General features: G+C 51.4%; 9 protein-coding genes, 1 tRNA gene and 1 pseudogene. 1 reads left to right on the top strand and 10 read right to left on the bottom strand.

The features are described 5' to 3' along the window. Positions 1–907, top strand: a 907-nt coding sequence (locus ACTF5Z_RS06045; protein ID WP_438984889.1) for an electron transfer flavoprotein-ubiquinone oxidoreductase, incomplete at its 5' end; no start/stop codon positions are given. An 18-nt stretch (positions 908–925) separates the two neighbouring features. On the opposite strand, the gene ACTF5Z_RS06040 is transcribed toward ACTF5Z_RS06045, so the two are convergent. The 10 genes and pseudogenes from ACTF5Z_RS06040 to ACTF5Z_RS05995 form a co-directional block, all read right to left on the bottom strand. Beyond that, positions 926–1,447 (bottom strand): DUF1285 domain-containing protein, encoded by a 522-nt coding sequence (locus ACTF5Z_RS06040; protein WP_438984888.1) that lies wholly within the window; start codon positions 1,445–1,447, stop codon positions 926–928. Between the two features lie 2 nt (positions 1,448–1,449). Next, a complete protein-coding gene (locus tag ACTF5Z_RS06035; RefSeq protein ID WP_438984887.1) occupies positions 1,450–2,637 on the bottom strand; it encodes a phosphoglycerate dehydrogenase in 1,188 nt (395 codons plus the stop codon). Positions 2,638–2,654: 17 nt separating this feature from the next. Then, positions 2,655–4,529 carry a SurA N-terminal domain-containing protein gene (locus tag ACTF5Z_RS06030; RefSeq protein WP_438984886.1) on the bottom strand — a complete coding sequence of 625 codons (1,875 nt, stop codon included), beginning with the start codon at positions 4,527–4,529 and terminating at the stop codon, positions 2,655–2,657. Between the two features lie 122 nt (positions 4,530–4,651). After that, complete coding sequence (locus tag ACTF5Z_RS06025; protein ID WP_423848569.1) at positions 4,652–4,945, bottom strand: HU family DNA-binding protein; 294 nt, start codon at positions 4,943–4,945, stop codon at positions 4,652–4,654. 198 nt (positions 4,946–5,143) lie between these two features. Beyond that, a complete protein-coding gene (gene lon / locus ACTF5Z_RS06020) occupies positions 5,144–7,555 on the bottom strand; it encodes an endopeptidase La (RefSeq protein ID WP_438984885.1) in 2,412 nt (803 codons plus the stop codon). Between the two features lie 73 nt (positions 7,556–7,628). Further along, the gene (gene clpX, locus ACTF5Z_RS06015; RefSeq protein WP_438984884.1) at positions 7,629–8,921 is read right to left on the bottom strand and encodes an ATP-dependent Clp protease ATP-binding subunit ClpX; all 1,293 of its coding nucleotides are present in this window, start codon (positions 8,919–8,921) and stop codon (positions 7,629–7,631) included. A 98-nt stretch (positions 8,922–9,019) separates the two neighbouring features. Next, positions 9,020–9,622 carry an ATP-dependent Clp endopeptidase proteolytic subunit ClpP gene (gene clpP / locus ACTF5Z_RS06010; protein WP_423848553.1) on the bottom strand — a complete coding sequence of 201 codons (603 nt, stop codon included), beginning with the start codon at positions 9,620–9,622 and terminating at the stop codon, positions 9,020–9,022. A 26-nt stretch (positions 9,623–9,648) separates the two neighbouring features. Further along, complete coding sequence (gene tig / locus ACTF5Z_RS06005; protein WP_438984883.1) at positions 9,649–10,977, bottom strand: trigger factor; 1,329 nt, start codon at positions 10,975–10,977, stop codon at positions 9,649–9,651. 58 nt (positions 10,978–11,035) lie between these two features. Further along, positions 11,036–11,120 (bottom strand) — tRNA-Leu (locus ACTF5Z_RS06000). Positions 11,121–11,250: 130 nt separating this feature from the next. Next, a pseudogene (locus ACTF5Z_RS05995) lies at positions 11,251–11,556 on the bottom strand (hypothetical protein); the annotation flags it as partial.

Genomic DNA, 11,556 nt, shown 5'->3' with positions numbered 1-11,556 from the left:
TGCGTTTTTGTATCATGCGGAAAACAACCAAGTGTACATCGGCTTGATTACCGACCTGAGCTACAGCAACCCGCACGTAAGTCCATACGAAGAGTTTCAGCGCTGGAAGCACCATCCAGAGACGGCCAAATACTTACAGGGCGGCACTCGAATTGCTTACGGCGCACGCGCAATTGCCAAAGGCGGCTTAAATAGCCTACCAAAAATGCACTTCCCAGGCGGCTTGATCATTGGCTGCGATGCTGGCACCTTGAACTCGGTTAAGATCAAAGGCAACCACACCGCGATGAAGAGTGGCATGATAGCCGCCGAAACCATCGTAGCCGCACTTCAAACCGAGTCGCCAGCGCGCGACTTGGTGGATTTCGACACTGCCATGAAAAACTCGTGGCTACATGAAGAGCTGTATACGACACGCAACTTTAGCGGGTTCATGCACAAGTTTGGCAGCCTGATTGGAGCCGCGTTTGTTTGGATTGATCAAACCATCTTCGGAGGCAAACTCCCGTTTACGGTCCACGACACGACGCCCGATCATGCAGCGCTCAAGCCAGCGGCACAGTGCAAGAAAATCACCTATCCCAAGCCAGACAACACCTTGAGCTTCGATCGTTTAAGTTCGGTCTTCTTGTCGAACACTAACCATGAAGAAGACCAACCCTGCCACTTGCGGCTAAAAGACTCAACTATTCCAATCGCGCAAAACCTGCCGATGTACGACGAGCCAGCACAGCGCTACTGTCCCGCGGGCGTTTACGAAATTGTCGAAGAGGCCGATGGCAAACGCTTTCAGATCAACTCTCAAAACTGTGTTCACTGCAAAACGTGCGATATCAAAGATCCCGCGCAGAATATCACTTGGGTAACGCCTGAGGGCTTTGGTGGGCCGAACTACCCCAACATGTAGGCATGCCAGTTCCGCCTGTTAACTCAGGCGGAACGTTTCTCCCGCACTGGCAAGATACAAACCCTGTTCGTCACTCTGAACCCATTCGCACAACTGATACCATGCAGGTCGGTCCAGCTTGGCCGTTATTCCGTGATCTAGCTGCACAAAAGCCCCTTCATCGTTTGGACACAAGCACATTGGATGCTTGGAAGATATGGCATAGCGGACACTGTTATTCGCAACGACGACAATACACTCCGAACCCCTATCCGCAACCTGCTCTACCGCGATAATTCTGAGGGGATGCTCCTCAACTTGAATGCGCCACTTTTCGTAAGGTGTGAGTAAGTAGTAATGCCCATCGGCTTCGCGCCTCAGGATACGCGCAAACAGTGCGACCAAAGAGGCACGCTCGATTGGCCTGCCATCGTGGAACCACCTGCCTTGAGAGTCGATGCGAATATCGATATCACCCGACAGGTCTGGAGACCAACGATCGAGGGGCGGCAGGGTCTCGCTGCCCACCTGCCCTTCAATGCGTTGATAAAAGTCGCTCATTGCTAAGCGCGTGGAGGCCCAATCAATCGGGCGTTCACCACGCCTTCTATTGACTGAATTCGAGCGAGAGTCGCCTCATCAGGACAGGTTTCGACGTCAATCAAGTTGTATGCTAAGTCGCCGCGGCTTTTGTTGAGCATGTCGGCGACATTGATGTCAGCATCGGCCAAGACCGATAGCACACTACCCAGAATTTTAGGCACATTGTTATTGGTTACCGAAATACGGCAACCCGCAGTACGCTCAAGGCTCAGCGATGGGAAGTTGACCGAGTTTTTAATATTGCCGTTTTCCAGGAAGTCTTTAAGCTGCTCGGCGGCCATGATTGCACAGTTATCTTCTGCCTCATCGGTAGATGCGCCGATGTGAGGCATTAGAATAACGTCTTTTCGACCAATTAGTGCAGGGGTCGGGAAATCTGCAATATAGGCTGCTAGATTGCCACTCTCTAAAGCCGCAATCAAAGACTCTTCGTGCACAATCTCTTGTCGTGCAAAATTAAGCAATTTGGTACCCGGTTTGACCGCGCCAAGCAGCTCGGCATTCACCAAATCTCGAGTAGAATCCAACACAGGCAAATGCAGGGTAATAAAGTCGCTGCGTGCGAATAAGCTCGACAGATTCTCAGCCCGCTGAACCTGACTGCTGAGACGCCATGCAGCTTCAACCGACAGCGCTGGATCATAGCCAACAACGTTCATACCAAGCTGCAAGGCCATATCGGCAACTAAGGATCCGATCGCGCCCAGTCCAACAACACCCAGTGTACGGCCCTGTATTTCTGACCCTTTGAACAGTTTTTTCTGTGCCTCGAGCAAAGTGTTCAGTGCGGCTTTGTCATTGTGATCCGTTAGGGTATTGACCCACTGAACCCCCTCTACAATGCCTCTTGAACCCAACAGCAAACCTGCCGCAACTAGCTCTTTAACCGCATTGGCATTAGCGCCCGGGGAGTTGAATACCGGAATACCTTTCGACGAGCAGTAGTCGATGGGAATATTGTTGGTGCCCGCCCCTGCACGGCCGATAGCCAGGACAGATTGTGCGATCTCTGCTGGCTGCAATTTGTGGCTGCGCAACAAAATCGCGTCTGGTGAACTAAATTCACTAGCGATTTCGTAACTGTCACGTGGTAGGCGGTCTAAGCCCTTAACGGAAATAGCGTTTAGGGTTAACAATTTAAAAGGCATAAAGCCAAATCCTCACTTTACTGATAAATTTCGATATCGGCATTGTCACGAAGTGTCTCTGACAGACCTCGCTGCAAAGCGGTTTGCAGTCCGCGCAATTGGCGACTTTTCATCGCCGCAAATAGGTTTTCAGGCAGGGCTTGTTCGTCCCCAGCCTGCACGGCGAAAACTTCGTATAAAAGTGCATCACCGTTGTCGCCCACCGCAAAGTTTCGTCTGGGCAAACCAGTGGAAGACTCAGCAAAAATATTGGCTTGCCATTCACGTGGGATATCCGCACTGCCGCGTCGAGACTGCAGCGCAACCTGCCACTCTAGGTTTTGCTCTTGCGCTACTTCCTCGACGGTGCGACCGTCCGCCAACTGATCCAGCAGCTCATTTCCAAATGCGCGCAATGCTTCCTCCTCTGCCTGAGCAGTGAGGACACTCACAATTCGATCGCTCACTTGGTCTACTGATTGTGGTGCAGAGGGCTGATGCTCGACAAGCTTGAGAGCGACAAATTCATTCTCGGATACTTCAATCACTTCGCTCCAGCCTTCCTCGATCACGAGATCAGAGAACGCCGCCGTGATTACGCGATCGTCACCCAGCACACCATTACCGCCACGGCGTGTTATTGGCGCCGACCGGATAACTTCTAAACCAAGAGTTTGCGCGGGTTCTCGTAAGTCTGTTGCAGTGTAGGTTAAGTCCTTCAAGGCTTCGACTTGTGACACCAAACGTCGCTGAGCATCTGCCTGGCTTAGATTCGCCTCCAGTTCCGAACGCATTTCCACAAAACTCGGAGGTTCAGACGACCGACGGTCAGTCACAGTAATCAAGTGCGTACCTGCATCCGTAAGTACAGGGCCCGATACTTGATTGATCTCCAGTCCTTCGATGGCTTCCTCCATTTCGGCTGGAAATACGTCTCCGGCGGTGTACCCAAGATCGCCACCGTCACTGCTTGAGCCAATATCATCGGATAAACGCTCTGCCACGACGCTAAACGCTTCGCCGTCGGTTAGAGCTGCTTGAGCCGATTGTATCCGCTGCGCATACGCCTCGTCGGTTTCGTCATCCCCTTGTATCAACAGAATATGTGAAACGCGAGCCTCATTCTGATACGCATAGCTCGAAATCTCCTGCTCATAGGCTGCCCTGAGATCTGCCTCAGCGACAGGCTCCACAAAATCATCGGCGCGCAACATGATGTAATCAAGCACCACTGCCTCTTCTGAAACGAACTGAGTCGCATTCGAATCATAGTATGCTTGAATCTGGCTTTGAGTGATTTCGACAGTATTTTGAAAACGATCCCCAGCAACCTTGGCGTAGCGCACACTCCGTGTCTCGCCATTGACTCGCGCTAAAGCCTGGGCTTCGGCGGCTGTCACGAACTCGGACGCCAACAAGCCACCATTGAGCTGTTTGACTATTTCGTCAACTCGAAGAGCTTCGCGGAACGTTAACGGCGTAAATCCCGCTGCTGCCAGCGATTGCTTGTAGAGCTCAGCAGAAAATTTACCGTCTATCTGAAAGGCAGGTATTGCGGCGACTTGAGCACCCAGTTGCACATCTGATGCGGTCAAACCGAGCGACTCAGCCCATTGCTGCTGAAGTTTATTACCGACAAGCCCTTCCAATGCCCGAGCGGACAGCTGCGCATCATCGATTAGACTGGGATCAAAATTTTCTCCCAACATTGATGCAATCTGCTGTTTCTGTCGGTTCGCGGCCTGTTGCACTTCCACCGCGCGTATTTTATCGCCATTAACAAGGGCAACAGAGTCATCACTGCCACCGAGTAGGATGGACTCCACACCAAACAGCGCAAAGGATAGGACGATCAAACCCACAATTACTTTAAAAACAGGGCCTTGCGTACTATTTCTAATATCTTGAAGCATGACTTTTTGATCCGATTAGCAAAAAAAAGCGCACTTGTAAGTGCGCTTTTGTCTAAACACATACAAGCTTAGCGCACACGTCGCTGAAGGCGCGTAGGATACCAAGCTTGCAGGGGGTGTTACTAGCTATTTACAGCGTCTTTTAAAGCTTTACCCGCTTTAAAACCAGGAACGTTGGCCGCTGCAATCTGAATTTCCGCACCAGTCTGTGGGTTACGACCTGTACGAGCTGCACGAGGCTTAACTTGGAAGGTGCCAAAGCCGACCAAAGAAACTGAGTCACCTTTTTGCAAGGCACCCGTAATAGAATCAACGACCGCGTCTAGCGCACGACCTGCTGATGCTTTAGAGATGTCTGCTGATGCTGCGATGGCATCGATTAATTCACTTTTATTCACGCTGTTCCCCTTATGGATTGCTTCAAAGTAACGGCCCCAAAACAGGTCGCCGTAATCACGCTAGCTTGCGCTTTTTGACGTGTCAATTGGCAAACTGCCAAGGTCAAAATAACACTTGCTAAATTCTTAAAACTCAGGAAAGACGCGGCTTTCCTGCTTGTGTCAAACACAACCCGACTTTATACCAGCTTCTTAAGCAGGGTCAACAAAGATCTGCTAATGAGGCTTAATTCTCTCCTCATTTGACACTTTTTCATCTTGCACCTGCTGCGCAACTGAGTCTAAGAAGGCCTCATCAGTCAGAGGTTCTGGACGGCGCTCCAATGCTAAGTCAAGAACTTCATCAACCCACTTCACACAGTGGATATTTAAACTTTCTTTAATATTATCAGGTACTTCTTGCAGATTTCTCTCATTTTCCGCAGGAATGATCACGGTCTTGATGCCTCCCCGCCGAGCCGCCAGCAGCTTCTCTTTGAGACCACCGATGGGCAGAACTTCACCGCGCAGGGTGATTTCGCCCGTCATTGCTACATCGGCGCGAACAGGGATGCTCGTTGCAACGGACACTAAAGCGGTGCACATTGCGATACCGGCACTTGGGCCGTCCTTCGGGGTAGCACCCTCGGGCACATGGATATGCAGATCGTGCTTATCGTAATAGGTCGCGGGAATGCCTAAACCTTGTGCTCGGCTACGCACCACCGTTGTGGCGGCGGCGATGGACTCTTGCATCACGTCACCCAGGGACCCCGTTTTCACATGTCTGCCCTTACCGGGCACTGCCATTGCTTCAATGGTAAGTAGTTCACCACCCACCGAGGTCCAGGCCAGCCCCGTAACCTGACCAATTTTATTCTCTTCATCGGCGACGCCGTAGTTGTACTTGCGAACGCCCAGCAAGGTCTCGAGGTCTTCCTCCGTTACGTGTTGCGCGCCTTTATGGAGGCCTAGAGCATGTGACTTAACAATCTTGCGTGCTAGTTTGGCAATTTCACGTTCAAGCGCTCGAACGCCCGCTTCGCGGGTGTAGTACCGGATCATACCCAACACGGCACCCTCTGACATCTCGACCTCACCCACTTTGAGACCGTTCACCTTTAACTGTTTCGGAATCAAATAGCGCTGCGCAATGTTCAGCTTCTCATCCTCGGTGTATCCGGGAATGCGAATGACTTCCATGCGGTCAAGCAAAGGCCCGGGAATGTTCATGCTGTTAGAAGTGCACACAAACATGACGTCTGACAAGTCGTAGTCCACTTCCAGATAGTGGTCATTAAAGGCGTGATTTTGCTCTGGATCCAACACCTCGAGCATCGCTGACGCTGGATCGCCTCGATGATCCATTCCCATTTTATCGATTTCATCGAGCAGAAACAGCGGGTTCTTAACCCCAGCCTTCGCCATTTTTTGCAGCAGCTTACCGGGCATTGACCCAATATACGTGCGGCGATGCCCACGAATTTCCGCCTCGTCTCGAACGCCACCTAACGCCATACGTACGAACTTTCGATTCGTGGCGCGCGCAACCGATTCACCCAAGGACGTCTTACCTACCCCTGGCGGTCCAACCAAACACAGCACAGGTCCTTTGACCTTGCGCACTCGCTTTTGCACTGCCAAATATTCCAAGATTCGGTCTTTGACTTCCTCGAGTCCATAATGATCGGAGTCCAGTACGGCTTGGGCGCGCTTGAGATCGTGCTTGACTTTGCTCCGCTTCGACCATGGCACACTGACCATCCAGTCGATGTACCCTCGAACAACCGAGGCTTCGGCCGACATCGGAGACATCATTTTGAGCTTAGAAAGCTCGGCATCAACCTTGGCTTGAGCCTCTTCTGGCATGCGAGCATCTTTGATTTTTTTCTGAATTTCTTCCATCTCGTTGGGCGCATCATCTAAATCCCCCAACTCTTTTTGAATAGCCTTCATTTGCTCGTTCAAATAGTACTCGCGCTGAGACTTTTCCATCTGCTTTTTTACGCGACCACGAATGCGTTTTTCCACCTGAAACAGATCGAGCTCCGCGTCCATAAGGCCCATCAGATGGGCGGCACGCTGAGTTACAGAGGCCAACTCCAGCAACGCCTGCTTTTCCTCGATAGGGACTACGAGATGTGCGGCAATGGTATCGATTAAACGCCCAGGCTCCTCGATACCGACCAGCGATGACAACACTTCGGATGGCACTTTTTTGCTGGTGTTAACGTATTTTTCGAACAACTCCGAGGTCGATTTATTTAACCCTTGCGCCTCTGTATCCTCAGGCTCCTCGCTCGCGATCTCTCGACAAGTCGCTATGGTGTAACCTTCAGTGTCAGCCACATCCGACAGCGCGGCACGAAAATCACCCTCGACCAGCACTTTAATCGTCCCATCAGGCAGCTTTAGCAACTGCAAAATTGTCGCGACAGTTCCGACAGAAAACAGGTCTTCTTGCGAGGGATCGTCTTTGTTCGAGTCACGCTGAGCGACCAACAGCACTTGCTTGCCGTTGTTCATAGCATGCTCAAGCGCTTGAATGGACCGCTCACGGCCCACGAACAACGGCAAGACCATGTGCGGATAAACCACGACATCGCGCAGCGGTAACAAAGGCAGGGTTAAAGTGTCAGACACAGACATCGCATCGCTCCGAGGGTGTTGTTATACCCCATTACTTGGGGACCTTACGCCAAAATGCAAGAGCGAGGTACGATTAATCCTCGGCCGAGCTCACCTTGGGCGCGGGTTCATTGTTTTGGTAGACCAGCAAAGGCTCAGAGTCGCCGTTAATCACCGACTCATCGACCACTACCTTCACGACATCGTCGCGCGAGGGAATGCTGTACATCGAATCCAGCAAAACGGCTTCTAAGATCGACCGCAGTCCGCGGGCGCCAGTTTTTCGCTCCATCGCTTTCTTCGCGATTGCCTGCAGGCCGTCTTCACGGAAGTCGACCTCTACCCCTTCCATCTCGAACAAACGTTTGTATTGTTTAGTCAGGGCGTTCTTCGGCTCGGTCAAGATCTGAACTAAAGCCTCAATATCCAGCTCTTCCAAGGTAGCGATCACGGGAAGACGACCCACAAACTCGGGGATTAATCCGTAATGCACCAAATCTTCGGGCTCTAAGTCGAAAAGAATCTCGCCAAACTCTTTCTTTTGCTCTTTACCCTTCACCTCGGCATTAAACCCGATACCGCCTTTTGCCGAACGATTGGTGATGACTTTGTCCAAACCGGCAAACGCGCCACCGCATATGAACAAGATGTTGGAGGTGTCTACCTGCAGGAACTCCTGCTGCGGGTGTTTGCGTCCACCCTGGGGAGGCACTGATGCAACGGTGCCCTCGATAAGCTTTAGCAGGGCCTGTTGCACGCCCTCGCCAGACACATCGCGAGTAATCGACGGATTGTCAGATTTGCGGCTAATTTTATCGATCTCATCAATATAGACGATACCGACTTGCGCCTTTTCGACGTCGTAGTCACATTTCTGAAGCAGCTTCTGGATGATGTTTTCAACGTCTTCGCCCACGTACCCCGCTTCAGTCAAAGTCGTCGCGTCTGCGATAGTAAAGGGCACATCTAATAATCGCGCTAGGGTCTCGGCAAGCAAGGTCTTACCGCTGCCGGTCGGCCCTACCAACAGGATGTTGCTCTTGCCCAATTCCACCGAATCGGAGCTCGACTGTCCGTGGCGCAACCGTTTGTAATGATTATAGACCGCTACCGATAGCACCTTCTTCGCGCGCTGTTGGCCAATCACATATTCGTCAAGAATTGCGTTAATCTCTTTGGGCACCGGCAGTTTATCGCTGGATTCCGCGCTGGCAGCTTCTTGAATTTCTTCGCGGATAATGTCGTTACACAAGTCCACGCATTCATCGCAAATGAATACCGAAGGCCCCGCTATGAGTTTCCTCACTTCGTGCTGGCTCTTGCCGCAGAAGGAGCAATACAGAAGCTTTGCGTTATCGTCTTTTGGGGGCATTTTATTGTCCGCCATTCTTTATCCTAGCGTGTGTACAAGTAGTTCAATGTACGATGATGGGTTTTCGTCGGTTTTGCAAGTCTATCTGACACGTATTCGGTGTCAGATAGCGATCAAGTGCGAGAGGTGACGACCTCGTCAACTAGGCCATACTCTTTGCTCTGCTCGGCGTTCATGAAGCGATCACGCTCGGTATCACGCTCGATCACGTCGATAGGCTGACCCGTATGTTCCGCCATCAAACGATTGAGGCGCTCACGAATAATCAATATCTCTTTAGCTTGAATATCGATGTCTGTGGCCTGGCCCTGTGCGCCGCCGCTGGGCTGATGAATCATTGTTCGCGCGTTAGGCAAACAATAACGCTTACCTTTCGCACCGGCCGATAACAAGAACGCACCCATCGAAGCCGCCTGCCCCATACATGTCGTGGTGACATCAGGCTTGATGAACTTCATAGTATCGTATATCGCCAACCCTGCAGTCACCGAGCCGCCGGGGCTATTGATGTACAGATGAATATCTTTATCGGGATTTTCTGACTCTAAGAACAGAAGCTGCGCCACAATCAAGTTAGCCATATGATCTTCCACCTGGCCCACCACGAAAATGACGCGTTCTTTCAGTAGACGCGAGTAGATGTCGTAAGAGCGCTCACCTCGAGAGGTTTGCTCCACCACCATCGGAATTAAACCTAGGTTCTCTACCGTTTGCATAAACTACTCTCCGTCTAGTTCAAGGATTAGTTTGCGTTTGCTGCCTGACCTGCGCTAATGGCCTCTTGGTAACTGCACGCTTTGTCTTCAACCTTCAGCTGTTCTTGAAGCTTCTCGACCACTTGGTCTTCCAAGACGCGGTTTTCAATCGCGTTAAGCTGTTCCTGGTTACTATAGTAGTAATTTACCACTTCGGCAGGATCTTCATAGGTTGAGGCAATTTCCTCAATCGTCTCACGCACGCGATCTGCGTCAGGCTTGATGTTGTACTCAGAAACCAGGGTTGCCAAAACCAAACCTAACTTTACGCGAGGCTCCGCACGCTCGACAAACATCTCGGCAGGTAGCAAGGACTCTAAATCCATGCCCTGCGCTGGCGCGCCACCGAATTGTTGAAACATTTGTTGACGCATGGCTGTGATCTCTTGATCGACCAATGCTTTGGGCACAGCCACGTCTTCATAAGTCGCGAGAACCGCATCCATAACCTGCTTCTTCACCGACGCTGTAACGGCGTTTTTCAACTCGCGCTTCATGTTGCCCGCGATTTCCTCTCGGAATTTTTCTTCGCCACCTTCCGTTACGCCGTACTGCTCGAACAGCGCTTCATCCATCGGCGCCAAGACCTGCTCTTTAACGGCTTTAACCGTGATATCAAACGTGACCGCCGCGCCTTTCAAATCGTCGTTGTGGTAGTCCTCCGGGAAACTAAGCTCTAGGGTTTTTTCGTCGCCGGCTTTCAGCCCAACGATACCATCCTCAAAGCCAGGAATCATGCGGCCCGAGCCCAACTCTAAAGAACTGTCGTTTGCGGCACCACCGTCGAAAGGCTCGCCGTCTTTTTTACCGAGATAATCGATAATAACCGTGTCGCCCTCAGCGGCCGCACGCTCAACTTCTTGCATGCTACCTTGCTGCTTGCGGAAAATTTCGATGATGTTGTCCACATCTTCGTCTGTCACTTCGGCAACGTGCCGCTCAACCGTGGTTTCTTTCAGATCACGGGCTTCGACTTCGGGAAATACTTCGAAGATTGCAACGTATTCAAGGTCTTTGCCGGCATCTAGCTGCTTTGGCTCAATCGAGGGCTGACCCGCAGGACGAAGCTTTTCTTGCATGATCGCTTCTTGATACGTCTGCCCCATCACTTCGCCGATCACCTCGCGACGAACACCCTCACCAAAGCGTTGCCGAATGACTTTGAAAGGCACTTTGCCTGGGCGAAAACCATCGAGACGGACATTCTTTGACGCTTGCTGTAAACGCTTGTTGACTTCATCTTCGATACGCTGCGCGGGTACACCGACAGTCAAACGACGCTCAAGACCTGAGGTCGTTTCGAGTGATACTTGCATTGTTTTTCCTCTAGAAACGGCGGCTGTCAGAGCAATAGCCGTATGTTAGAACTTTGTATGGTGCGGAAGGAGAGACTCGAACTCTCACGCCTCGCGGCGCTGGAACCTAAATCCAGTGCGTCTACCAATTTCGCCACTTCCGCATACTGTTTGACACGCTCGTGTTGTAACGAGCAAATCACTCAAGGGCCGCGATTGTGCCACAGTGATTGGGTCCATTCAACATACCAACGCACTGTTGAGGTGAAAATTTTTATTTTTTCGACCGCGGGCTCATTCCGTCAGGCAAGCGGGATCGAAACGATACCCACCAGCGAGCCAATCCAAGCACTCTCGGGCACCCTGACCAGCAAACTCCCGCAGTGACTGCCGCAGGCTGTCAACCTCGCTAGGGCACAGGTCATCTAAACGAGTATGCTCAAATTGATCCGCTTTGGCCGACAACCAGCCGATAAAGTCTCCACCAAGCACTTGCCGAAGAACTTCAATAGCCGAGCTCTCGGGAGTTAGGCAATACAGCTTTGACAACCCCGATAAGCCGAGTAAAGACAAATGCAACTGATTCATGGGATTACACAA

Origin of the sequence: Aequoribacter sp. (assembly GCF_965659035.1) — a bacterium.
Lineage (GTDB): Bacteria > Pseudomonadota > Gammaproteobacteria > Pseudomonadales > Halieaceae > Aequoribacter.
The sequence above is the reverse complement of the archived record's forward strand: the minus strand, read 5'-3'. Positions and strand labels throughout refer to the sequence as shown.